The sequence below is a fragment of the Trichocoleus sp. DQ-A1 genome, assembly GCF_039961955.1.
In the GTDB taxonomy this organism is placed as follows: domain Bacteria; phylum Cyanobacteriota; class Cyanobacteriia; order Cyanobacteriales; family FACHB-T130; genus FACHB-T130.
The window spans coordinates 1-25,153 of record NZ_JAMPKE010000012.1 but is presented as its reverse complement, the minus strand read 5'-3'; the positions used below and the strand labels follow the sequence as shown (position 1 = coordinate 25,153).

Below are 25,153 nucleotides of genomic sequence, written 5' to 3'. Positions count from 1 at the left end.
GTTCTGCCTCACTGAATCATGGGCAATCAAAAGGGAATGTCTCTACTTTGCAGAAAGTTCCTTGGCACGATAAGCTTCATTCCACCGTTTCTGGAGATGCTATTCGTTGGGCATTACGTTACTATTGGCAAAAACAAGGTTATCCAGTTAATCGGGTTTGGGACGCAGATACGTTCACACATCAATTAATTGATGGGAATTTTGACCCGGTTCGATTTATTGATGATGATGTATTGGGTTACATGGGGACTGAAGCCGCGAAATTAGAAATAATTGAAGAAGAATCAGAACCTCCGGATCAACCGGATAAAGGGAAAAAACTAAAAAAAACTAAAGGGAAGTCAATACCACGATTAGGAGCATTAGGTGTCAATCGGGCAATTTCTTTAACCCTCTACAATGGAACTATGACGTTTAATGCTAAGAGTGGAGAAAAAGACCGAACATCGCTTCATTCTAACGAATATCATAATACCCGTTATCAATATGGGTTTGCGCTAGACCCTAATCACCTTAAAGACAAGTCTCGAATTTTTGCTGTTTTAGATGGATTGATGTCTATCCGTAAGGTAGGGGGAAACAATAATGTGTTTTGCTATGATTTTTCTCCCGAAAGTATGGTGTTACGCTGGACTGAGAAGAATTCGCCCCATTTATTCTATTGTTTTGAACAACATTCATTAGAACTAGAACCTATAATATCTTCTGACTTGATTGAAGAAGTTGAAGTAGGAGACATTAAGGGTAGCGAACTATGGATTGGGGGCAAGGTTGCTAAAAATCTACATCTCAAGGATGCTCATATATTTCGAGGTAGAGAACAAACAGTTACTGATTTAAAACGAGTTATTGTTAGAGATTTAAATTTAACTGAGTTTCAACCATCATCATGAGTTCGATAGCTCTCTATGTTGAGGTTCCTTTTGCTACGTTCCGTCAGTCTCATGGGAGAGAATATGGAAAAACTTATCCCGTCCCTCCTCCGTCAACTGTACACGGAATGTTGCTTTCTTTAGTGGGAGAAACAGATTCTTACAAACATTGTGGAGTACAGTTGGCAATAGCCATGCTGTCTCAACCGAGAACATCTAAGGTGCTGCGGCAGTTGCGGCGTTTTAAAGTCAAAGATTACAGTGATGCTAGAAATACCATACCTGAGTACCAAGAGATTCTGACGGATATTAAGTTTATTGTCTGGTTAGCGTCTGAAGCAGAGCGAGTACAGCCGACTCTTTGTGAAAGGGTAGAACAAGCACTGACGCATCCTAGTTCTGTTCAACGATTTGGCTGCTTGTACCTGGGAGAAAGTAATGATTTGGTTAACGTGGTGAAGTTGGTATCTAATGATTATCGTAGTGAGTCTAGGCGGTGGTTGATTCGAGATGATGAAGGATTAATGACTTTACCTTATTGGGTTGACCACGTTGGCTCAAGAGGAACGCGGTGGCTGCGTTATAGGTTGGAGGAAATAGCTATCCAGTCTCCACCAGACTCTTCTTGGACGGCCATTCAAGCTCCTTGCAAGCATCTGTGAATGGTGAGGAGATTGAATCAGGAAAAATGGCTGTAATGCTAATAGAGTAATTGATTCAGAATTTGAGGAACGCTTAAAGCTGCTTGCGAGTTGCTGAAAGTATTGTTGGGCATGAATTTCAGCTATTAATAGAGTTACTAAATTGAAGAATATTTGTAACTTTAGGCAGCTTCTTAGAGAGATGCTTGTAATATTGACTTTAAGCCCTTAGCTAACTAGACGTTTGAGAAGGGCTGTGATTCGTGGCTTTATGTCTATAGGCGTTGCTCAGGAATTAGAAAGTCAAGCGATTCCTGCAATGGAGGCTGTGATTCGTGGCTTTATGTCTATAGGCGCTGCTCAGGAAGAGATTTACGAATTTCTAAGAGGCTGAAACTCCCCTGATGCATTGGGATTGTTCCCACTACGACTGGATTAACATCCGGTTTAAAACCTCAATTAAATCCGCAGAATTTAATTGAATTGCCCTCTAAACCATTCTAAAAATGCTGGGAATTTAGCTGGATCGATTACCTGGTCAACTTCTATAACGTGAAGGTAAGCATAGCGAGAAAAGTATATCCCTATGCGCTTAATTTCTTGTTGGGGGTCCGTGCCATCAATTTGATCTATTTTCGATAAGGTATAGTAGCCAATTAACTGATTAAAGTCATCGCGCTTGAGTTCAAGGGTACTAATGGTTTTGACATCAATTAATAAATCACCAATCACTAAATCGGCATCAGCACCTCCGACGATGACAGAACCTAAACCAAACTCAGGATTTAAACTTATTTTTCCATCAGAAGGAAAAATATCCGGGTTAAACTGCTCAATTAATCCTCTTAAGTCTTGTACGTGCCTACTGTCTGTCTGAGTTTTATCAAATTTTCTTGTCCGGTAAAAAAAGTCGAGCTTGCTCAAGCTCAAAGCTGACTCAATCAGCTTGTCAGTGATTTCCCCGGTTTCTAAAAACTCAAGATAAGGCTTTTTAATCTTTGAAATAATTTGATTTCCTTTCTGATAAACATCTTCTCCCTTGCCTCTTACCATAAGCTCAATCGCTCTCTCTGCTACCCAATTTCCAGACCAGGCTTGAGGATTCAACTGCTTGAGCTGAAAGCGTAGTAGGTAGTCAAACGCCGTCCCAATTAAGGGATTATCTTCGGTTAGGGGGGGAGCAAGGATTTCCTTCTTTATCTTTAAACTTGGTTTAGGAAATTCCTGTTTAAATTTTTCTCTAAAATGTGGTTGACTTAAAAATGAAGTTAAGCTCATGTCTAAGGATAGGGGGAACTTTTCCATCCTAGGCTTTAGCTTTTAAAAGTGGCAAGAAAAACTTGCCAAATGGCAAAACCTATTCCTGGCTTTTTCGACGCGGTTTTTCTTGATACATTTCTCGTAGACGTTGCACGTAATCCGGCTCAGTTTCAATTACCTTCCAGATATGATGTGCCAGGGCTAGGCGCTGTTTGTGCCTACTGCTTGGTGTTCTGCTGTCAGTGCCTTGGGAAAACCAATGATTGACGGTAGTCAGTGAGCATTCGCAAATAAAAGCTAAATCCTCCCGCGACACGTCCCAGTGTTTGAGAAACTCATTGAGTTCCATTGGCTGCTCTGTGGGATGAAGATACGTATTCAACGCATCCCAGTGTCTTTGAGCAGGTGTCTTTTGGGCAATCTCCATAGCTATCCGATTTGCCACTGTGGCAAGTGCTTGAAGCTATATTACCCGCAAGTGCTGTCTCCTGACCCCCACAAATTTGATGGGGATAAAGATAGAATTGGTTTAGAGGCTTAGTAGCGTTAGCACTTAAATACGACATCAAGCCCAACTACAGCTAGCAGGGTATTTTTCTCAGAAATGTTTGCGTTAAGGTGACGCTGGGGAAACTAAGCTTGGTTTCAATTGAAATACACTTCCACTGCGCTTTTATCTCACTTGACTTTCAATGATGCTCGGTTGGCACTGCTCTCAATTGGATATTACAAAAATCGTGGAGCGGTAAAACCTATCTTTGTTGGGCAGCAGGGGCAACTCAATCCTCACAGTATCCAAAATCTGATTGAAAAATACAAAGGCGATTTGGAAGATTTCTCACCCCATTCTCTCGGGCATACCTTTTGTAAAAATTTAATCGACGCTGGTGTTGGCTTGGAAATGGTTGCAGCTTTAGCTGGGCATGAAAGTTTGGAAACTACAAAGCGATACTGCGAACCTTCCCCGGAAGATTTAGCCCTAGCTGTAGCGCTGATTAGTCAGGAGGACTAACCCAAATTTTTATCCCAGCCTTGATTTTGCACTGCTAACAAGATTTCTCCTATCGCTTCCAACACCTCTCTAAATTGCTCAACACCCTGGCACAGATAGAGGAAATATTTAAGCCCCCGATCCGAAACAGCAGAGGCTTTTCAGTGCCTCGGATGAGTGGAATTATTACTTCCGGCGTTCCTAAATCGATCTACTATGGAGTCCGTGCCAATTGGCACGGGCGCTTGGAGGGCAATCCACAAAAAAAATACCCGGTTGGAAGATTTAGAGATAGTCGGGTACATCCAATCTAATGCTGCACCTTACTCAAGACACTACGACTGATTCCATCTGTCAGCTTACCTAGAAGTTAGTGACGAACAAATCTTGGAAGCCGCCGCAACGTTATCAATGCTATCTCCAATTGTCGGGTAGGTCAGGAAAGTTAAGTATGACGATATAGAAACCGATTTTCTGGAGCCAGCCCAAGTTTATGGCTCTGAAACGTCGAACAAAGGGGGGTAGTACTGCACAAGTAATGATGCATTGTAGTGATGAATAAAATACCAGATAGCTCCAATGTGGTTCTCCAACAATTTTGAAAAGGACAAGGTTTTTCGGACTAGCCGAGATACCCGTTGCCTCAGCGTATTGTTGAATCGCTCTTCGGTAGCTGGTTTTTCCAGTTTCTTTGCCGACGGCTCTTCGGTCGTTTGCGGGCGTAGCACTGCCCCATAGGCTACCCAAAAGTCGGTATAGGCGATGGCACACTGACGATAAACCGGAGGCAAAGATTCCCATGAATTGCGTGCTGTGGCTTCATTCCGTGCGCCAATGTAAACGCCGACAATCTCACGAGTGTTGTCCACGAATGACCATAATTCATCGTATTGAAACCCTCACGGCTCCCCTTTTTTGGGTGCCGTCTGCACAATCGAGGGGCACCTAAGCATATTTCTCATTAACATAGGGAAAGCAGCCATTGTTCAGAGGATGTTTGAAAAGTGGGGAGCTATTGTAAGAAAGCTCACAAAGCTTATGCTGAGATTTGTAGAAACCAGCACCTTGTGAGCGAATGACTAAAGCATATCCTAATGATTTAACGTGGGAACAGTGGGAATTAATTGCCGACCTGTTTCCAGAAGCAAAAACAGGCGGTCGTCCTCGTACCACAGCCATGTACGCGGTGATGAACGCCATTCTCTACGTATTATGTCAAAGATGTACATGGCGTGCATTACCCGGAGATTTTCCAGCCTGGTCAACAGTCTACGGGTATTTCCGAGCGTGGCGTCAAGATGGGACTTGGTTGAAGGTACACGACAAGCTTTATCAGTGGGTTAGGGTAGCGGCTCTCCGAGAACAAGCGTCCATCCGAAGCCGCAGTTGACAGCCAATCAGTGGAAACCGCAACCATGATTTCTCTTGACGTGGGCTATGACGCAGGCAAAAAGATACATGGACGCTTTCCGACATCTGAGCGTGGATATGTTAGGGCTAGTTTTACGGGTTTTGGTTACTGCTGCGAGTGTTTCAGAACGCGAGGGAGCTAAGAAAGTTCTCCATCAAGTTCATCTGATGGGAGATCAGGTTAAACGGTTAAATACTATTTGGATGGATGGGGGATATCGGGGGGAAGATTTTATGCATTGGGTTATGGATATGTTTCGATGGATTGTGGAAATTGTCCTCAGACCTTTGGAGCAAAAGGGTTTTGTCTCGTTACCAAAGCGATGGGTTGTAGAAAGAACTTTTGGATGGCTTAATTGGTGTCGGCGTTTAAGCAAGGATTATGAAAGGCTACCGGAAACTTCGGAGAGTTTTATATACATAGCGATGATTCGTATCATGGTCAGATGACTGGCATGATTTTTGACTCGCTTTGACTTTTCAAACATCCTCTCAGAAACCTGGGCGGCACGAGCGATTCCAGCCAGAGAAATGTGTTCCAATAGCAATCGGTCAATCAGCTCCCGTGTCGCTTGGTCGATTACTTTTTTAGCCGGTTGTTCAACAAATTGTCGTCCGCAGTCTTGGCATTTAAACCGTTGTTTACCATTGTGGATGCGATCATTCTTGACCGTTTTGGAAGACCCACAAATAGGACACGCAGGCATGGGAGGGAACCAGCAAAAAACTCTACTCCTCTATCATTACATCTTGAGTACCACCGACAATTTATGACTTTACAGAGGAATTTCTCCCAAAATGTTATTTGACCCAAAACCCCTATTGTAAAATATTTGAAAGGTTTTTGGATTAACGACCCTAATGTGTTAATAGTGATAAATAATTTGTTATCTGACAGGAGAATTTGTCGGATGGCGGCTTTACCAGATGCAATCTAAAAGGAGCCAAGCTGCGACGTATTTTCGCATACTTTGGTTTCGTTGACTGCAACCTCAATCGGGTGAGCTTGAGCTATACTGACTTGTCTTCTAGTTCCTTCTACCACTGCACTATAGAAGGTACTTTTCTCAAAGAGACTAATTTTTGCAGGGCTAAGTTTTAAAAAAATTATTTCAGAAAAGCCAATTTGCGGGAAGTTAGTTTCTTTTATGTCAGTTTGGACAATATTGACTTTACTGATGCCACCTCGAGAGAAACTAATTTATGGGAATGTGCTATATGATCTCTTTGCTAGCTTCTCAATTGCTACTCAAAATACAATTGACTGTTGACTACAAAAATGTTTAGTGTTGCATAACAGGCAATAATGGTTTGGAGAGATGACCAAGTTTGGAGAAACAATCAGGCAGCTTCGAGAGGCTCAGAACCTGGGGCTTCGGGAGACGGCTACTATGGTTGGGATCTCGCCTGCTTACCTTAGCCGTATCGAACGGGGTAAGGAGCATCCGCCAAAGCCAGAATTTATAAAAGCATTAGCAAAAGCTTTAGCTGCTGATCCTGATGTACTATTTCGGCTTTGTCCTTCCACAGACCCAGATGTAGTGACTTTGCTGAAGGAAAGACCAAAGGTACTAGAATTGGTGCGTTTGGTGATGGCTCAGGAACTTTCTGATGAGCAACTTGGTAAAGTTGAGCACTTTATTAAGCGAGATATATTAGGAGACCCATCCTCGGATACAATACTCGCTGTCTCTGAGTAATAAAAGCCCACCTCTCCCTGCGGTAAGTGAGGAGGGGAATGAGGAAAATGTCATTAACACATGAAATCAAAACAGTTGCCTATCCCTGATTTAGAAGTTGATACAGAAGATTTCACTATTTCTGATGGCTATATCCTTGACTTTATTAGTGGTGAGAAAAGTCTCAAGGATACGCCAAAAGAACAGGTGCGTCAACGGATTGCACGGGCGCTGTTTCATGAGAATGCAATTTCGGTGGAAGATATGGCGGCTGATTTCCCAGTTTCTATTAATGGGAAGCGGAAAAAGCTGGATATTGCCATTTTTCACCACGACCAGGAGCATACAGTTCAAAATTTAAGTCGGGTGGTGGTTTGTCGCCAAGAACCGAAGGTCGGCAGAAATGCGGTTAGGATTCGAGATTACGACCAAGCAGCGAAGGATTTAGAAGAACTAGAAACCATCATGGAGCATATTGACTCCTGTAAGTATGGTTTGTGGACGAATGGTTTAGAGTTCTTTTACTTAGAAAAGCAAAAAACGCGGTTTGAAGACCGATTTGAGCCGATAGGTGATTGGCCCCCTGCGGATGAATCTTTAGACACACAGGAAGTAGTTTCTAGTGCGCGTACCCGCAAGGCTGATCCAGAAATGCTGCGTGTGGCTTTCCGGCGCTGCCATAATTTCATTCACGGGAATGAAGGAATGCCCAAGGATGCGGCATTTTGGCAGTTTTTATACCTGATTTTCTGCAAAATGCACGATGAGCAGAAATCGCCTCGTGGTCAACGGAGATTTTGGGCGGGGCCGAAGGAACAGTTTGACACTGAGGGGCGCAAGGAAATCCGCAAGCGGCTTATACCGTTGTTTGAAGATGTGAAAAAGAATTACAGCAATCTTTTCAGGGGAAATGAGGAAATTACCCTTTCTGACCGCGCCCTTGCTTTTATAGTTTCTGAGTTGGCAAAGTATGACTTTACACGCACAGATGTAGATGCTAAAGGGGGAGCTTACCAAGAGATTGTTGGTACGAATTTGCGCGGCGATCGCGGACAATACTTTACACCAAGGGGTATTATCAAGCTGGCGGTGGCAATGCTTGACCCCCAGGTAAAGGAGCGGATTTTAGACCCAGCCTGTGGAACCGGGGGATTTTTGGTGGCAGTGCTGGCGCATATGATGAAGAAGTTTCGGGAAAATGCAAATGTGCAAGTAGGATTTGAGACTACTGAGGAGTTTCTGTCTGTCAATGAACGCCTGCGCCAGTTTGCCGAGAAGCAAGTGTTTGGTGCGGATTTTGACCCGTTTCTCATTAAAGCTTGCCAGATGAATATGGTAATGGCGGGAGATGGCAGGGGTCATCTTTATCACATCAACTCTGTGGATTTTCCAAACGGGCATTTGGACGGTTTGGAACCAGCCAAAAAGGAAATTCCCCTAGAATCCATTGATGTGTTGTTGACTAATCCGCCTTTTGGTTCTGATATTCCGATTACAGATCAAAATACACTCAAGCAGTTTGAATTAGCTTACGCTTGGGAACGCACGGACGATAATAGTTTTCGCAGGACTGGCAGACTTCAGGGAAGTGTTGCGCCGGAAGTATTGTTTATTGAACGTTGTCTGAACTGGCTAAAACCGGGGGGGAGGATGGGGATTGTTTTGCCAGATGGCATTTTGGGCAATCCTGGAACTGAATATATCCGGTGGTGGATTCTGCGTCATTCTTGGGTATTAGCTAGTGTGGATATTCCAGTCGAGGCATTTATTGTTGAGGCGAATGTAAATATTCTCACGAGTTTGCTGTTCCTGAAGAAGAAAACTAAAGAGGAAATTAGGGCTGAGGATTTGGGAGGTAAGACGGACTATCCTGTATTTATGGCAGTTGCAGAGAAGGTAGGATTTGACCGTCGGGGGAATACGCTTTATAAACGGACTCCTGATGGTGAAGAAATTGTGGTTGTGAAAGAGAAAATAGAAAGAATTCGGATTGGGGAACGTATTATTGAACGTCCTTTAAAACGAAAAGAAAAGATACTCGATGATGACCTGCCTGTAATTGCCGAAAAATATCGAGAGTTCCGCCAAGAATACCCAACTCCAGGTATATGATTTCTCGAATAGAAGCTTTTAAGTATCGCTGCTTTGAGCGACTTGATATTAAACTCGGTCAATATCATGTTTTGGCTGGTGCGAATGGCACGGGTAAAAGTACGTTGCTTGATATTCCTTTATTATTAAGCGAAATTCTATCACAGGGATTAATCCCAGCTTTTTTGGAATCTCCTTCTATTGGCGGCAGTCCGAGAGCGCAAAATTTACAAGAATTGCTGCATTATGGCAGAGGGAATTATTTTGGTTTTGCCATAGAAGCTGATTTACCTGAAGAAATTCTTATTAAATTGCTTAAAGATGCACCACCCACAGTTTTAAAAGATAAAAATAGGCATCCTCAGAGTATTAGGTATGAAATTCGGTTTCAAATTTTTAATAGGATTGAGCTTCATTTAACTGATGAATTTTTATATATTGTTCCGCAGAAGGTTTCTGAACCGAAAGAAGGCTGGGGAATAGGAGGTAAACGCCCTCGTTACTGGCAAACAATTATTAGGCGAGAATCAGGTTTACCAACAATTCTGAAACAAGAAGACCGAAGCAACACTAAGGTTCGCTTGCGACTGGAACCCCAAGAATTAGCTTTAGCAAATTTACCCCGTGATATTGATAAATTTTCTGCGTCTATTTGGTTCAGAAATCTTTTAGAAAAAGGCGTAATGCGTTATGAACCAAGTTGGTCTGTGCTGCGGAGAGCTTGTCCGCCGGGTCAGCCTAAAACCTTGCGTTCAGATGGTGCTAATCTGCCTTGGTTAGTGCTGAATTTGCAACAAGAACAGCTAGACTTATTTGAGTCTTGGGTAGAACACGTCAAAATGGCTTTGCCCAATATTGTGGCGATAGAAGCCATTCAACGTGAAGAAGATTATCACGCCTACCTAAAATTAACTTATTCGGGTAATCATGTTGTTACTTCTTCAGGATTATCTTACGGAACTCTGCATATTTTAGCCCTGACCATTTTGCCTTATCTGCCTCAAGCACATAGCTTAATTTTCTTGGAAGAACCAGAAAATGGGATTCACCCTAGAGCAATTGAGGTAATATTGCAATCTTTGAGTTCGGTGTATGATTCTCAAGTTTGGGTATCTACACATTCTCCTGTAGTGTTGGCACATTCCGAACTAGAATCAGTGATTGTGATGCGAAGTAGTAAAGAAAATGGTGCAGAGGCAATTCCCGGAAATAAACATCCGCGTTTACAAGATTGGCGGGGAAGTATCGACCTTGGTTCCTTGTTTGCAGCAGGGGTACTGGGATGAGAGATTGTATATTTTTGCTGGCTGATAAAAATATGGAGGCTGCTTTTACAGGTTTTTTTACAAGAAAGCAGTTCCATGAAAGTCTGGGAATTCGCCAGTTTGATTTCGACCCGCAACAGGACATTATTGTTGAAGCGGGTAGTGACCCAGGTGTGTATAACCGCGCCCATGAATTAATACGTCCTTATCAAAGAACCCATCGCTATGCTGTTGTGGTATTAGATAATGCTTGGGATGGGTCGCCTGGAGTAAAAAAAATTCATAATAACATTATGAATAATTTGACTAAGACTGGTTGGGAGGAAGAGAATTGTGCCGTGATTGTAATTGACCCAGAACTGGAGATTTGGATACTACAGGGTAATCATCACGTAGAAAAAGTTTTCCAATTTAAGCAAGATATCTCTTTAAGACAGTGGTTAGAACAAAAAGGTTTATGGGATGCTTCGGTATTAAAACCTGCTGACCCGAAGAAAGCTGTTGAAGAGGCTTTGAAATGTTCAAGAACTCCTCGCTCATCAGCAATATATCAAAAGATAACTAGCAAGGTTTCTGTTAGTGGATGTACAGATACAGCATTTAAAATGCTGTGTAATAAAATGCAGCAATGGTTTTCAGTTGAGGAGTGTAAAGAATGAAAACGATTAAGCTAGACTTTCCTGTAATGTCTTCTTGGATGGAAAATAACGGGCGGCGTTTGGATAGTCGTCCATATCTGTCAGGGGCTTTTGAAGCTAGAGCTATTCTAGAAAAGTTGTCATTTAAAAAGGAGCATCTTAAGGATCTGACTGTAAACGGGATTGATGGTATTTTTATAGCACCTTACTTTAAGCGAGTTTATGTTGAAGATCCAAGATATGGAATCCGTTTTTTAGGAAACACTAATATTTTAGCAGCAGATTTTAATGACGCACCTCTTTTATCTAGGAAAGTATTTGAGCAGTATAAAAAGGGACTAGAGTTAAAAGAAGGTTGGATTTTGATTACTTGTTTTGGAACTGTTGGAAATCTGGCTTACTGCCGAAGTGAAATGAGCGATTGTGCAGGCTCAACTAATTTTATGCGTATAGTTGCTGACGCGCAAAAAATTTTACCTGGTTATCTTTATAGTTTTATTTCTAGTAAGTTTGGTATTCCTATCGTAATTGAAAAAGAGACTGGTAGTATTATTCCTAATCTATTACCTCATCATATTGCTGATTTACCAGTGCCAAGATTAGGTACAGATATTGAAGAAACAGTAAATGAATTAATTAAAGAAGCTTCTATTAAGAGAACAAAAGCATTAAGTATTTTGTATGAATCAGATAAAATTTTAGAAAAAAAACTACAGCTACCTCGATTACCAGATTTACATGAAATATCCAAACCTCTAGTAGCAGGGGTTAGTTCTAGCTCTCTAAGAATGCGCTTTGATGGTGCTTTTCATTCACCTTTAGCCCTAGAAGCAGAAAAGGCGATTACAAAAGCTAACTGCGATATTCTAACTCTTGCTCATAGCTCTGTTACTCAAAATCTATTTAAGCCAAATATTTTTAAAAGACAGTGGGTAGACTCAGAAAATTATGGGCCAGCGTTTGTAAGTGGAAATGATATTTATAGAATAAGTCCATCGCCAGAGAGATTTGTTAGTAAAAAATCTAAAGATATTGAAACTTACTTGCTAAAAAAAGGTTGGATCGTTTTTCAAGCGGCAGGACAACTTAACGGAATATTTGGATGGCCAATTTTAGTAAACTCACATCTTGATGGAATGTTCTGTGCTGATGATGTATTCAGATTAGTTCCACATAATGAGGCTGATGCTGGCTACATCTATGCTTATTTAAGAAGTAATTATGGTCAAAGACTTCTTAAAAGACAAGCGTATGGTTACAGTATTCCCAGAGTAGTTTCTGAACACGTAGAACAAGTTATTATCCCTTGGCCAGACGAAAAAACTCGGCAATCAATTGGGCAACCAGTCTTTAATGCCTGGGAAGATTTAGCTCAGGCTATTCAAATAGAAGCTCAGGCAGTACAAATAGTTGAAAATACTATTGAGAATGGAGGTGCTTGATGGTTGCTAAAGTCATTCGTATTGGTGAACCAGTCAACGAATCTGAACGCCAAGCAATTAAGTTGCTCCGCGATAACTTACCTGATACCTATACCATAATTCATAATTTTGAAATCCCTCAAGGCAAAGAAAAATATGAAATTGACCTAGCCATCATCGCCCCTCACAGCATTTTTATTATTGATGTTAAAGGTATTCACGGACTGATTGATATTTATAATTCAAAATGGTATCCAGAAGGACGAGGTAATATTGGTGCGCCATTAGCAAAGTGCAGACAAAATGCTAAGGTTATCAAATCTTTAATTTGTGATACTCATCCCACCAAAATAGACCTAAAACAAATTCACGTCCACGCTGCAATTTTAATGACAGCCCCCAATTCTCATGTTGAGGCTCATGGGAATTCTGATGAGGATGATATCACTTACCTAAATCAAAAATGCCTGACTTATTTCAAAGGTAAAAGTCATATTCCTAGTCATCGTTTGCAGGATATTCGTTCCTTTCACACTAATATTGAACAAGCAATTATCGGTAAAGCCCGTCCCAAATCTGCGCCTCCTATTTACCGTGAATGGCAAATAGAAGAGGAACTAGGAGGAACCCCAGATAAATATACAGAATATCGCGCCAAGCATATTTTTCTCGGTAAACGCGGCGGAATAGCCCGACTGCGCGTTTATGAAGTTGACCCCTACCAAGAACAAAGCATCCGTGATCGCCAACGCAATCTGATTAGCAATGCTTATCGTTCAATGGTGCAGATGCCTGGTCATCCAAATATATTAAAATTAACAGAATTTTTCCCTACCGAAGCAGAAGATAAATTCATTTTAGTTATAGAAGATATCGCCGGAGAACCACTCAGCCAGCACGTTAGAAAACCAAGCTTAGCACTTACTTTTGACCAAAAAATTGGCATAATTCAAGATATTCTCTCAGCCCTTGACCACGCCCACAAATATGAAGTAATTCACCGCAACCTGACACTAGATGCTATCTTAGTCACTCCTGATGGGAATGCGCGGCTGACTGGTTTTGACTACGCTAGAGTGACAAAAAACCGCAGCAGTACCATTGCAGAAGATATTGTGGATGAGCTTGACTATAATTACCAAGCACCTGAATGTTACCGCGACCCCAGCCAAGCCAGTATCGCCTCAGATTTATTCTCCGTGGGGTTGGTGTTTTACGAATTATTAACGGGACAAACAGCTTTTGAGAATATTTCCCAAGTTTTTGAGTGCGATGGTATTTTCCCAGAGAAACCATCCGCCTATAAACCAGACCTTCTAGCAGGTATGGATGAATGGTTGCAGAAACTTTGCGCTTTTGACCCTGAAGAACGCTTTATAAGTGCAGCAGTTACACTGGTGGAATTCAACAATATCATTACACCCAAATCACCAGTAATACCTCAGTTCAATACGGGGGAAAACCCTAAATCTTTAGCTGAAATAGACTTGCGGAATTTACCAGCAGATTATGTTCTTGGTAATCAATTTATTATTCAAAAGTGTCTCGGTCAAGGTGGATTTGGTGTAGCCTACAAAGTATTTGATTCGATGGGAGACAGAGATTTGGTAATGAAACTTATCACCCGCGACAAGCAATCAATTTATCAGCGCTTGGTACGAGAATACAAAACACTCCTAAATATTCCCGAACATCCTTATATTGTCAAAGTTATTTTTGCTAGTAAATTTCCAGATGATACACCATACATCCTATTTGATTACATTGATGGTGAAGATGTAGAAAAACTCTTAGAAACAGAAGCCCTTTCCTTGGAAGATGCAGTAACAATTGCACTACAAACTGCCGCAGGATTAGTACATCTGCACGAAAATAGTGTTTATCATCAAGATATCAAGCCTTCCAACTTGTTACTGACAGACAAGGGAGTCCGCATCATTGATTTTAACGTCGCTGTATCAGAAAGAGATGAAAGCATGACAGGCGGCGGAACTAGGGCATATATCCCACCGAATTTTGACTTGACTCTAGATTTAGACCAAATTGATCAAGCCCAAAAAATTGACCGGGACATTTATGCACTGGGAATCACTTTCTATGAGTGCATTACAGGTAAATATCCCTTCGACGACCAAGACCCCAAGCTAAGGCGAGACAAGCAACCCCGCAATCCACTAAGTTTTACTGCTTGTAAGGATTTGAGTGAAGAATTAGTGCAATTCTTGATCAAGGCGATCGCACCGCGCAGGGTTGATAGATTTTCTTCTGCTAAAGAATTCGCTGAGGTGTTAGATAGCATTAAACACCCCAGAAAGGTGCCTCAACCAACCCAGCTAACAACTGAATCACTACCAGCGACGTTAACAGACACTTCTAAACCTAATTTCAATCTCTTTGTTAGCCATCTGCTTACCTTGTACAGCCAGAGTCAACAAACCAATGCTGGAACTAGGGGATTAGATAAAATAGGCGAACTAACTTATGTGCCTACACTTTTAGACCAAGAATTACAACCTGCAATTTTAGCGGGTCAATTTAGCTTGGTGATTGTTTCCGGTAATGCGGGTGATGGTAAAACAGCCTTTATTCAACAATTAGAAAAGCAAGCTGAGAAAGAAAACATTCGATTGCAACGAGGACTAAACGGTTCCGAGTTCCAGATAGGAGGACGAACTTTCTTTACCAATTATGACGGCAGCCAAGATGAAGGCGATAAAGTTAATAACGAAGTATTGTTAGAATTTTTAGCTCCCTTCCAAGGGTCAAATACAAAAAATTGGCAAACCAACGAAACGCGGTTAATTGCAATTAATGAAGGCCGCCTAGTTGACTTTTTATCTGAACATGAAAGTCGCTTTCCCAAACTCGCTAAAATTGTCAACAATGGTATAAAAGGTGCAGATCCAAAAGAGGGTGTTGCAGTTATCAACTTGAATCTTCGCTCAGTAGTCGCCGACTTAGGTGAGGAAAATAACTCAATTTTTGATAGATTAATCCGCCGCATGACTGAACCGCGCTTCTGGCAAGCTTGCGGTAGTTGCGACTTGAAAGAAAGATGTTATATCTTCCACAATGCCCAAACCTTCATAGATGAGAAAGCAAGTCCCAAGGTGATTAAAAGGCTCAAAACCTTATATACCATAACTCACCTGCGGGGACGCTTACACATAACCTTACGGGATTTACGTTCTGCTTTAGCCTTCATGCTGGCAGGAACAAGGGATTGCGACGAGGTTCACGAACTTTATCGTCAAAGCACTCCCGAAGCACTACAACACATCCTTGATGGCTTTTATTTTAATTCTTGGATGGGAGGTATAGGGGATTCAGGCGATCGTCTAATTTCCCTGCTGCGAGAAATTGATGTTGGAGAAACCAGCAATCCCAGCCTTGACCGCAGTTTTGCATTTTTAGAACCTGGGGCTAAAGAAATGGGGCGGTTTAACTTCTCAAACCGCAGTCACAATGATGACCATTTATTACAAAGGACATTCGAGGAACTACCTCGTGACTATTCAAGTAAAATCGAAAAATATGGTCAAAAAGCATATAAGAAATATATTGCTATGCTACGGCGGCGGCAATACTTTGAACGTCGTGATTCAGGATGGCAACAAATGCTACCCTACCGTCACTTTGAATATTTTTTGAAGTTAGTAACAAAACAGGAAGACTTAACCAAGGAAGTGCAACCACTTTTACGCGCTATTAACAGGGGCGAGGGTCTGAGAAACCCGTCTCGTCTTGGGAATAAACTAGCCCTACGAGTCCGCCAAGTCAACAATGGTACTATCCGCAGTTACCGTGTATTTGATAGTCAAAGTTTTAGCATTCAACTTCGTGAAGTTGCAGGAATTACTTGTTTTATAGAATTTTTGCCACAAGCCTTCTTCCTTCAGTATCATTCTGTGATGAGCCATAATGCAGAGTTAAGTATAAACTTGGACGTATATGAAATGCTGAAAAGACTTGATGATGGCTATCGTCCCAGTGTTGAAGAACAACAAGGGCTTTACCGAAGTTTAGCAGTATTCAAAAATCTCTTGGCTTCAGCCCCATACCGAGAAGTTTTGCTCACAGAAACCGGACAAGATTTTTATAATATTAGCCGCAATGAAGTTGGTAATTTATCGCTGGCACAAGTCCAAGAAGGAATTTAATGGGACTCGATAAAAAAGACAAAGCTTTTGCACTTAGTAAAATAACTTATGTTGACTATAAGCATATTGAAATCGACAGGGCTTTACTCAACTTCTTTCCTCGATTGAAATTTGATGGCTATCCAGGTAGAGTTAGAAGTTCCAGCACTATATTAACTATAGATAAATTTTTAGAAGAATTTTTAGAAGAAGAAAATCAGGATAAATTTGTTGGCTTTGCTGACTATAAGGATATTGTTTATAAATGGCTAGAAACTGATTTGTTAGATTTAGTTAATCGAGGAAAAGCGACTCAAGCTGTTGTATCGCCTCGACCACTACATGGTAATGCTTATAAATACAGAAATACCAAACACGCTAGAGATTATGGTTCATCTGAGCAAATTTACTGGATGATTTATTATGCCCGTCAAGGTTTGGGTCAAGCTGCAAGGGATGCGTTGAAGGAGTTTATTTTTGCGGGGCTTGACCAACAAACTGACCGCATTTTGCTTTCAGACCAAAAAATTGATGTAGAAACTCAGGCAATTCTACATTTTGATAATCAGGTGACAAGAGATGCTGAAGACCGTTCCAGAGAACCGGAAAGATATTCCCCTCTTTGTATTGGTCAAGCAGACTTGCTAGCAGATGATATTCTTCGTTTGCTGACCTATGAAAATTATATGCCCCGCTCAGTTCTGGTGGATTACCTTAAAACGCTGTTGTCATTTCATTTAGGGCTTTACCACCTGCGCCTGATGAAACTTTTACCAGCGTTAGTAAAGCGGTGTGGAAGTGACCCAACGTGCGATCGCTGTCCCGTAAAACCCAGAACATCTTCACCGCATGGCGATTGTTCGTACCGTATTGGGCTAGTAGTTGATATGGGCGACCCCACCAACCCCCATATGACCGAGTTGGCTCGTCATAGTGCAGATAATCATTACCGCCGCATACCGGGTTATATTGAAGCCCATTTCATTACTAAAAAATTGGATGAAATGGCTGAATATTTAAAAACAAGAAATAGGTTATCACCTGCTGGTAATTATTTCTCTGTTGGAGAAGTTCTACAACTTTTACATTCTTCTAAAAATAAAGAGCGAGAGGATTATTTTAAATCAAGAATCACGCCACTCATAGAAAGGTATCAGCAAGGAGGAGCAGAATCTTCCATTCCTCCAGAAGTGCAACGCATTATAAATATGAATTTGGGAGAATTTGATACTTACATAGAAATAATAGTAGCTCTTCGAGGCAGTTACCATCGGGAGGGGATTATTAAATGCTTGGATGCTTTGTTGCTAAAAAATAGTGATTTAGGCTTGCTACGCCAATCTCGTGCTAAAGGTAGCCCACGCTGGTTTGCTCTAGGAAGTCGATTAATTGAAGTAATATTACAAATTGCTGTTTTAGAACCAAAAGGAACAAGCTTTGTGACCCGTGAAATTAGAGTTGATGAATTGCTAACATTGTTACGCGATCGCTATGGTCTCTACATTGACCGCTTACCCCCTGGTGATGGCTTCGGACAACCCAGTATTGTCGATCAACAGGCACTGCGAAAAAATGTTACAGCTTTTAAGACTCGTCTGCGCGAAATTGGATTTTTCCAAGACCTCTCGGATGCCTATGTTACCCAAACAGTGACTCCTCGTTATACCATAACTACTGAGAACTCAGGGACGTAACAGATGAGCCAAGGTTTTCAGGAACTTCAGGACGATGAATTAACTCAAGCCTTAGAATCATTATTATTGCCGCGCCTGCGAGATATTCTTGCTTCACGCAGCAAAGGCCATTGTATGCGAGTCGCAGATTTAGACTCGCATCTGATGATGGTACTGACACGCAGCTTGCGTCGAGAAGTCCCAGAAGCACAGATTTTTATTTTGAATGGTAACGGTCAAAATACTGACGATGCAGATTTATATATTTCATCTACCAAGTTAATCGAACTTCGCAACCCTGTACCTGATGGTTCATTGCGACCACCATTACTTGTATTTTTACCCTCTAATCTGCAAACAAATGCAGAAGATTCCTTCAACGTTGCATCATTTGAAGAAATTTCTCTGGCTGATGTTTATCAACAACTGGTTCAAAAACTCATTCAGCAAGTTCCGACACCTCTACAGGGTTATGTTAAAGATATTTTGAGGTATTTAACCCAAGAAAAATGGCGTTGGACTAATGCAGTAACACAAGTACGTTTTTTACAAACAGCAGCGATTAATGGAATAGATGGAGATACCCTTGGTGCTGCATTATATGAATTGGGATTGGTTCCAGATTTTCATTTGTTTGATGAACCTACAACTACCATTTTTAAAATCCGCAAGAATTTAGAATCGCTGCAAAAACTTACCTTAAATTTTGATAAATCGATTCGAGGTAGAATTTTAGATTTAGAGTTAATAGACAAAATAGTTCAGAATAGATTAACTGAATTTTTAGTAGGAATAGGCTTAGAAGACCCTCGTATCTGGACTAAGCAAATTGTAGTAAATCCCCAAAATTGGGATATTTCTTTTGACAAATGGAAATTTTATGAAGAAGTTAGTCCTGATAAAGTATTGATAGAGGTTCTAAATATTGGGCTAACATTTGTTCAAGATAATGAACCCAATCAAAATTTACAAAGCCTTATTGGTCAACAAGTACTAGTTCCCAAAGAGCAGAAAAAATTTAAAGTGGAATTTAAGGTAGACCCTCACCCTCAAAAAATAGAAGGGCTAGCTCACCTTAGCATCCAAATTATGACGCAAGATGGTTGTACTGTTGGAAGTGCTAAAAAAGTTAAAATATGGAAAACACAAAGTCAAAATAAAAGTGTTATTTTAGATAAACTCGATAAATTTGAATTTGAAGAAGGCTGGCATTTTGTTAGGATTTTACCTTGGACAGATAATGATGATCCAATACCTTTAGTTGAACCAGATAATAGTTCAACTCTTGCCCAGATCAAGCCTTATGAGAGTGAATTATTTTATGTACTTCCCAATGCTGAAATTGATGCAGAACCACCAGAAATAAAGTTTTCTGAAGAAACAAGCTTAGAACACGCTAAACTGAAACTTCAGTTTGCAACTATTTCCGAGCATCGTGATCCCAAAACAGTTACTCTTAAAGATGTAGTATGGGCTGAAAAAAGTAGCCAAACTCGCAGTACAGCCCAAGAAGCCTTAGAAATTAAATTTGGTCGGGATGGCAAATTTCGTATCCCTATAGCACCATGCTTAAAAGATTTAGAACTGGCAATATTAATATCTCCACAAAGTCCCGTAGGTTGGAAATTACAAGTCAAAATGGGTGGAGTTGGTTCCCCCTCACAAGATATTATTGATTTTCCAAAATCAACACTAGCATCAAGTTTTTTATCAACCCGTGCTGATTATTTTGCTGCCATTCTTTCAGGAGATAAGAACCTTATTTCTCAGGCAGCTAATTTTATTGCTTTGAAAGACTTTTGTTATGAGTACGCCGCCGCATACAGCGAACTATTAGTTGACTTGTGCCGCAAAGTAGAAAAAAGTAATGGTTCAGACTGGCAATCTTTCAGTGATTTGAAAAAAGTACTTTTGGTAGATATCGTGCGCTTGGAAGTTATAGACTTCCAGGGGCAAACACGGGAAGCTATATTATTGGGGCCAACCCATCCGCTACGTGCCTTATGGCTAACTACATGGAGTCAAGTTGCACAATCCTGGGTTGCTGCCACCTACAATGGACAAGAAGAATATGTAGGTTCTGCGCGAGATAGCATTTTGCGGGGGGTTGTACCTTTAAATGTACCCCCAACTTTGCCCCTAACTGATGGCAGAGTTTTTATTACCGTTGATAATATTAATCTCTTCTGGTCGTTGTATGCCCCATCAACCGAAGAAAACACACGCGGCTTGTTAGGGGAAGTTTGTGCTGCTTTTGGACTACCAGAACCTACCATTGGTGCTGCCGTAAATGCTGAAGTCTTAGCTTCTAGGATTGAAAGGTATTTGGCACAAAACCCTTATATCCGCACACTCACCATTAATGCTTTTAACTCAGGTCGTGCCACCATCCTTGCAGATGCCATGATTTTATTGCAAAAGCGGGAAGCATTTCAAGATTTACGGTACGAAATTCGCTTATTTGTCCCCGACCCAGAAGCGCCAGGAGTTGGTGAAGCTATAGAACAACTCCTCATACCAACTTCCAACATAACTTCAGGAGAAGTTGATGCTTTTTCTACATCTAGTGGAAATTATTTATTTCCAAAGTTAAGTTTGGCAGTTCATTCCATTGAGGATTTTCGTAATCCAGAATCAGAAAATAAATACCAAGCCCACATCAGCATACTGATAGATTTATTCCCTGCCAAAGAAATTGGTTCAGTGCCACCCTTCCAACCAAAAGAAATTGCATCGCTACATGGTCTAGTTCAAGACTTTGTTATCAAATTCCAAGATGATGAAAGCGGTACTTTCTGGTGGCGACAACCGTGTCATGGAGATGCACTTCCTCTTCCTGGCGCAGAGAGCTTGATTGATTTATTGGCTAATTTACCAAAAATAATGTCCGGCGCAACTGTTAGTGTTGCTACAGGGAAACCAGCTTTTGAAAATCGTCCAGTGGTAACGTTGGGCCTAGATGTAGAACAACGGGAATTATTGCACCATATTCATAATGTCTGTGATTGGGTCTTCACCATTGATCGTAATATCGGCATTGAATTTTTCGATCATGGTGGTCAGAGCGATCGCCCGCCTTACTTGGTTGACTATATTCCTGATGCTACTGCTAGTGCTGGACATCGATTGGTCATTACCTCGCGCTCTTTATCAGAACTGGAATCAGTATTGTCCCAGGTACTAGAGCGACACGGATTAAAAGCTGAAGAAAGGAATACACGGCTTATCCTTGAGCAACTACGATCGTTGTCTGGACGACTAGCATTAAAACTAATTTCATCCCCTTCCCAGCAGACAGAGGCACTAGGACTAGCTTTAGCTCGTCTATTTTTGCAGTATCAAGGCGCTTTATCAAACCAAATTATACTGCCGCTTGATGCCCATATTGAATTATTTCAGAAAGCAAAGCAGCAAGCAGAAGCTCTGGGTAACTCAGTTACCCTTCAAAGGACAGACTTAGCTCTTTTCGACCTAAATCTCACAACTCGGACTATAGTTTGTAATTTGGTTGAAGTAAAATGCTATCAGCAAGTGGGAAGTGATAGTGATTTTAATCGATTGAAAGAGGAAATATTAAAACAAATTAATCAATCTAAAAAGGTTTTATGTCTCCACTTCGAGCCACAAGAAAGACCGGATTTTCTATTGAAAATTCGTGAATTTGCAACTATATTAGGGTTTTATTTAGCCCGAGCTTTGCGATATGAATTAATCGATAAAGAGGCTGCTAATGAAGCCAGAATTTTACTAGCAACCTTAGAAGATGGTTATACATTGCAATTTACTCAAAGTGCGCTGATTTTTGATTTAAATAAATTGCTAACTACACCACCGGAGTATGACAGAGAAATTGAATTTCATCGCATCGGTATCGATGTAATTGAAGAATTAATTGCTTTAGCACAACCAGCCCTCACACCAATAACTGAATTTTCTGAGCAAGAAGAGATTACACAAGAGTTAAAACAAAGGGACGTTAAAGACTCAATCCCTCGTCTGGCTTCAGCCGCTTTTCTTGTCCCATCAAGGGAACGCTCTACAAGTTGGGATGATATTACAAAGGGAACAGAACAAAATATTTCTCCAAAAGAAGAACAGCCTGAAATATCCGCCCCAGTAGTTATCTCAACAGAAAATTCTCCTGAAACATCCTTAAATTTGGATGTAGAAATCGAAGCTAATAAAGTAGAACCTAAAACAAAACAAGAACAGCAAGAGATTTCCCAACCCGTTGAGGTTATTAAATCACCTGAAAATATTGTCTTACTTTCACCACCAGAGATAAATACTGATGAAGCACCTCAAACTGAACTAACTTATGACATAATGCTTGGTGTTCAATCTTTAACACCTCAGTATGGAATTTTAGGAGAAACATCTGAGCGTAAGGTTGCCTTAGACTTGAATCAAACTCATACCATCAGCCTTTTTGGAGTTCAGGGAGCAGGGAAAAGTTACACATTAGGCAGTATTGTTGAAATGGCTTGTATGCCTATTTCAAATATCAATATTTTGCCAAGTCCTCTAGCAACTGTAATTTTTCATTACAGTCCAACCCAAGATTACAAACCAGAGTTTACCTCAATGGTTTCGCCCAACTCCGAGTCTTCTCAGGTGTCTCTGTTAAGGGAAAGGTTTGGCGCAGAACCAGAGGCGCTTAACGATGTCGTAATTCTTGTTCCTTCTGCAAAACTTGAAGAAAGAAAAGCTGAGTACCCAAATATAGAAGTTCTTCCTCTTACCTTTGCGGCATCAGAACTAAAGGCTACACACTGGAGATTTTTGATGGGTGCTGTTGGTAGCCAAAGTATGTATTTGCGTCAAATCAATCAAATTATGAAAAGATTACGCGATCAAATAACTCTTCAGGAAATTCTCCAAGGTGTAGAAAACTCTTCTTTACCAGATCATTTAAAAGATTTAGCAAGAACTAGATTAGAATTTGCATCGGAATATATTGATGATAGCCGTCGTCTGACTGATACTATTCTTCCTGGTCGCTTAATAATCGTGGATTTACGAGATGAGTTTATTGAAAAAGACGAAGCCTTGGGACTTTTTGTTGTGTTATTGCAAATTCTTTCAGAAGCAACTAATAAAGGACAGCAATTTAATAAACTTGTTGTTTTTGATGAGGCTCACAAATATATAGAAAGTCCAGACCTTGTAGCTGGATTAATAGAGGTAGTTCGAGAAATGAGACATAAGGGTACTAGCATAATGGTTGCCTCACAAGACCCACCATCAGTTCCTATATCTCTAATCGAGTTATCTTCACATATAATAATGCACAGATTCAACTCACCAGCTTGGCTGAAGCATATTCAAAAAGCTAATGTCGCACTTAATTCTCTAACCTCAGAAAATATGAGTCATCTTGGTGCTGGAGAAGCTTATATTTGGTCAGGTAAAGCTAGTGATGAGGCTTTTACAAAAGGAAGCATAAAAATAAGGTGTCGTCCTAGAGTAACCCAACATGGTGGTAGCACAAAAACAGCCGTTAATCTCTAGTTAAGGCTTGCTGAATAATTCTAGAAATTGATTCTAGGGAACCTTTTTTACCAAACAAGTGCAAGGCTAGAATCTCTATAGACTCAAAACCCTTGCGTCTTCGTGGGAAATTGCTGAGTAAATTTGGGAACAAAGCGGCGAACCTAGTATTTTTCAAGCTGCCTGGATTCTAGATTTGCTCTGTAGACTTTTTCAGTAAACCATATTTAACAGGGAGTTTCCAACTTTATTATCTAGTTTTCAATTTATTATCTTTTTACATCTGGTAAATAGCTTGATAAACCGTTGAGATTATTTGTATTCTCATACGTCTTTTTTGGCAAAGCCATACAGAAATATTTTACTGTTGATAAGGTTCAAAGCCTAGTAGCAAGGACTATACAGACTGTTTGCTCTGCTCATAAATCTTACTGTAAGGGTTAAATTAGAACGCTTTGCGCTACAAGGGCATCGCCATTATTTACTGCGTCGATAGTTCCAGGGAGCTACAAACGATTCATCACTGCACACACCTGCACATCGTTTTCTTAATCCAAAATTAAAATCAATTTGGATGTAGCTAAATTTCAGTTTGCTTTTTAAAAATAATGAAACTCGTATTAAAAAGCAGCAAACCCAAACCAAGCAGTCAGCCAAAAAAAACAGCTAATCTGAGACAGGATCTACCAAGTAGAAGGTAGGCTATTTTAGAGATTGTTTATAAAGCAAATCTTAAGCAGTTCGCATTTTGTGAGTTAAGCGTCGTAGCATCAAGCGAGTCATTGCCGCATAGATGACTGTCTCACTGATTTCCGGCAACTGCTCATAATCGACTACCAATCGTCGTTGTTGATAGAGCCATGCGAAAGTACTTTCCACCACCCAACGCCGAGGTAACGCCTCAAACGACCGTTTACGAGACAAATTTCTGGAGTTGACACAACGCACCTCAAACCGGGTTGTACCATGTCCCACACTCCGTCTTTAAATCTATGTCTCTTCAGAGGATTAATAAATCAATTACAAGACAAATTTCTAAAAAGTTGGATATACAAAGTGTGTCCTAATATGGAACCTTATTTTCACTCTTGATTTTTATCCGCAACCCATCCTTTGAGAGAAATCCAGATAGAAGCTAAATACTGAATGCAGTATCTAGTTTTAATGCATCCGGCTACCCTATCTTTGAAGAGGTAGTTTTTGATTGCACTCCCTTGAGACCCAATTGGGACGAAGCCAGATGGGAATCACCCCTTGCCCCTATCTTTCACAATTGGGTCTTTTCGCCACATACATCTTCAATCGCACTAGACCTCCTAATTCATGCAGAAGGTCTATTGTGAAGTTCGATAGCAGTCTGGCGAACCTATTAGCTTAGTCGTGCTATCAATTCCAGATGGCTTTTCTTTCAGTAATTTGTGTATCTTTAATAACATTTCAAGTCGTGCTAAAAACTAAAAAATCTATTTAACGTGAGTTCGGGTTAAGCAGGCAAGGCAGCATCGTTGATCAGGGAGGGCTTCTTGGGCTGGTGGCAGTAGGCAATTAAGCCGGCTATCAAATTGACGGCAAAGTTGACAGGA

Annotated in this window: 14 protein-coding genes and 5 pseudogenes; 13 read left to right on the top strand and 6 right to left on the bottom strand. The window is 40.8% G+C overall.

The window, feature by feature from the left end; translation table 11 throughout:
* Window positions 1-47: 47 nt before the first annotated feature.
* The 3 genes from NDI33_RS13740 (at window position 48) to NDI33_RS13730 (ending at window position 1,907) form a co-directional block, all read left to right on the top strand.
* Entirely contained in the window at window positions 48-893 is an 846-nt protein-coding gene (locus NDI33_RS13740) for a DevR family CRISPR-associated autoregulator (RefSeq protein WP_348245647.1), read from the top strand.
* The gene (gene cas5, locus NDI33_RS13735) at window positions 890-1,534 is read left to right on the top strand and encodes a type I-MYXAN CRISPR-associated protein Cas5/Cmx5/DevS (protein WP_190678841.1); all 645 of its coding nucleotides are present in this window, start codon (window positions 890-892) and stop codon (window positions 1,532-1,534) included. Before NDI33_RS13740 ends, cas5 begins: the two co-directional genes overlap by 4 nt.
* 250 nt (window positions 1,535-1,784) lie before the next feature.
* The gene (locus NDI33_RS13730; protein WP_277878949.1) at window positions 1,785-1,907 is read left to right on the top strand and encodes a hypothetical protein; all 123 of its coding nucleotides are present in this window, start codon (window positions 1,785-1,787) and stop codon (window positions 1,905-1,907) included.
* A gap of 80 nt (window positions 1,908-1,987) precedes the next feature.
* On the opposite strand, the gene NDI33_RS13725 is transcribed toward NDI33_RS13730, so the two are convergent.
* Together NDI33_RS13725 and NDI33_RS13720 are read right to left on the bottom strand one after the other, a co-directional pair.
* On the bottom strand, window positions 1,988-2,818 hold the full coding sequence (locus tag NDI33_RS13725; RefSeq protein ID WP_190678838.1) for a hypothetical protein: 831 nt from the start codon (window positions 2,816-2,818) through the stop codon (window positions 1,988-1,990).
* 52 nt (window positions 2,819-2,870) lie between these two features.
* On the bottom strand, window positions 2,871-3,218 hold the full coding sequence (locus NDI33_RS13720) for a hypothetical protein (RefSeq protein WP_242033281.1): 348 nt from the start codon (window positions 3,216-3,218) through the stop codon (window positions 2,871-2,873).
* A gap of 204 nt (window positions 3,219-3,422) precedes the next feature.
* Between NDI33_RS13720 and NDI33_RS13715 the strand changes: the two genes are divergently transcribed.
* Entirely contained in the window at window positions 3,423-3,785 is a 363-nt protein-coding gene (locus NDI33_RS13715; protein ID WP_190678836.1) for a site-specific integrase, read from the top strand.
* Window positions 3,786-4,255: 470 nt separating this feature from the next.
* On the opposite strand, the pseudogene NDI33_RS13710 reads toward NDI33_RS13715, so the two are convergent.
* Window positions 4,256-4,609: pseudogene (locus tag NDI33_RS13710) on the bottom strand (IS1 family transposase); the annotation flags it as partial.
* A 230-nt stretch (window positions 4,610-4,839) separates the two neighbouring features.
* Here NDI33_RS13710 and NDI33_RS13705 point away from each other — a divergent pair.
* A pseudogene (locus NDI33_RS13705) lies at window positions 4,840-5,624 on the top strand (IS5 family transposase).
* Window positions 5,625-5,683: 59 nt separating this feature from the next.
* On the opposite strand, the pseudogene NDI33_RS13700 reads toward NDI33_RS13705, so the two are convergent.
* A pseudogene (locus NDI33_RS13700) lies at window positions 5,684-5,881 on the bottom strand (IS1 family transposase); the annotation flags it as partial.
* Window positions 5,882-6,493: 612 nt separating this feature from the next.
* Here NDI33_RS13700 and NDI33_RS13695 point away from each other — a divergent pair.
* The 8 genes from NDI33_RS13695 to NDI33_RS13660 are packed head-to-tail and all read left to right on the top strand — an operon-like array spanning window position 6,494 to window position 23,591.
* Window positions 6,494-6,874: a transcriptional regulator gene (locus NDI33_RS13695; RefSeq protein WP_190678828.1), complete on the top strand. Its 381-nt coding sequence runs from the start codon at window positions 6,494-6,496 to the stop codon at window positions 6,872-6,874.
* A 60-nt stretch (window positions 6,875-6,934) separates the two neighbouring features.
* Window positions 6,935-8,965, top strand: a complete 2,031-nt coding sequence (locus NDI33_RS13690; RefSeq protein ID WP_190678825.1) for an N-6 DNA methylase — start codon at window positions 6,935-6,937, stop codon at window positions 8,963-8,965.
* Window positions 8,962-10,230: an AAA family ATPase gene (locus NDI33_RS13685; protein ID WP_190678824.1), complete on the top strand. Its 1,269-nt coding sequence runs from the start codon at window positions 8,962-8,964 to the stop codon at window positions 10,228-10,230. Before NDI33_RS13690 ends, NDI33_RS13685 begins: the two co-directional genes overlap by 4 nt.
* Window positions 10,227-10,868, top strand: a complete 642-nt coding sequence (locus tag NDI33_RS13680) for a hypothetical protein (RefSeq protein ID WP_190678821.1) — start codon at window positions 10,227-10,229, stop codon at window positions 10,866-10,868. The genes NDI33_RS13685 and NDI33_RS13680 overlap by 4 nt, the downstream gene beginning before the upstream one ends.
* Window positions 10,865-12,289 (top strand): restriction endonuclease subunit S, encoded by a 1,425-nt coding sequence (locus NDI33_RS13675; protein ID WP_190678819.1) that lies wholly within the window; start codon window positions 10,865-10,867, stop codon window positions 12,287-12,289. Before NDI33_RS13680 ends, NDI33_RS13675 begins: the two co-directional genes overlap by 4 nt.
* Window positions 12,289-16,428 carry a protein kinase gene (locus NDI33_RS13670; RefSeq protein WP_190678817.1) on the top strand — a complete coding sequence of 1,380 codons (4,140 nt, stop codon included), beginning with the start codon at window positions 12,289-12,291 and terminating at the stop codon, window positions 16,426-16,428. Before NDI33_RS13675 ends, NDI33_RS13670 begins: the two co-directional genes overlap by 1 nt.
* Window positions 16,428-18,101, top strand: a complete 1,674-nt coding sequence (locus NDI33_RS13665) for a hypothetical protein (protein WP_190678815.1) — start codon at window positions 16,428-16,430, stop codon at window positions 18,099-18,101. Before NDI33_RS13670 ends, NDI33_RS13665 begins: the two co-directional genes overlap by 1 nt.
* A gap of 3 nt (window positions 18,102-18,104) precedes the next feature.
* Complete coding sequence (locus NDI33_RS13660) at window positions 18,105-23,591, top strand: ATP-binding protein (protein ID WP_190678814.1); 5,487 nt, start codon at window positions 18,105-18,107, stop codon at window positions 23,589-23,591.
* A 711-nt stretch (window positions 23,592-24,302) separates the two neighbouring features.
* On the opposite strand, the pseudogene NDI33_RS13655 reads toward NDI33_RS13660, so the two are convergent.
* Window positions 24,303-24,491: pseudogene (locus NDI33_RS13655) on the bottom strand (transposase); the annotation flags it as partial.
* A gap of 562 nt (window positions 24,492-25,053) precedes the next feature.
* Window positions 25,054-25,153: pseudogene (locus NDI33_RS13650) on the bottom strand (IS982 family transposase); the annotation flags it as partial.